The following is a 237-nucleotide window of genomic DNA, read 5'->3' as shown; positions in this document are numbered from 1 at the left end:
CATCCTGGAATGCGCGAGTGGCGCGTCGAACAAGGACGTTGCGGAGCGGCTGGGGTCCACGCCGCACGCGGTGGGCCGGTGGCGGGCCCGGTTCGTCGAGCACCGGATCGCCGGCCTGGGCGACATACCCAGGCCCGGGGGCCCGAGGACGGTGACCGACGAGCAGGTGGCCGAGTTGGTCGCCAAGACACTGGAGCGCACACCGCAGGACGCCACGCACTGGTCGACCCGGTCGAT

At 72.2% G+C, this 237-nt stretch carries 1 protein-coding gene; it reads left to right on the top strand.

Annotation, left to right across the window (positions count from 1 at the left end; genetic code table 11):
- The coding region (locus tag IE98_RS0141805) for a helix-turn-helix domain-containing protein (protein WP_030278060.1) at positions 1-237 on the top strand (237 nt) is incomplete at both ends.

Origin of the sequence: Streptomyces sp. NRRL B-24484 (assembly GCF_000717715.1) — a bacterium.
In the GTDB taxonomy this organism is placed as follows: Bacteria; Actinomycetota; Actinomycetes; order Streptomycetales; family Streptomycetaceae; genus Kitasatospora.
The sequence above is the reverse complement of the archived record's forward strand: the minus strand, read 5'-3'. Positions and strand labels throughout refer to the sequence as shown.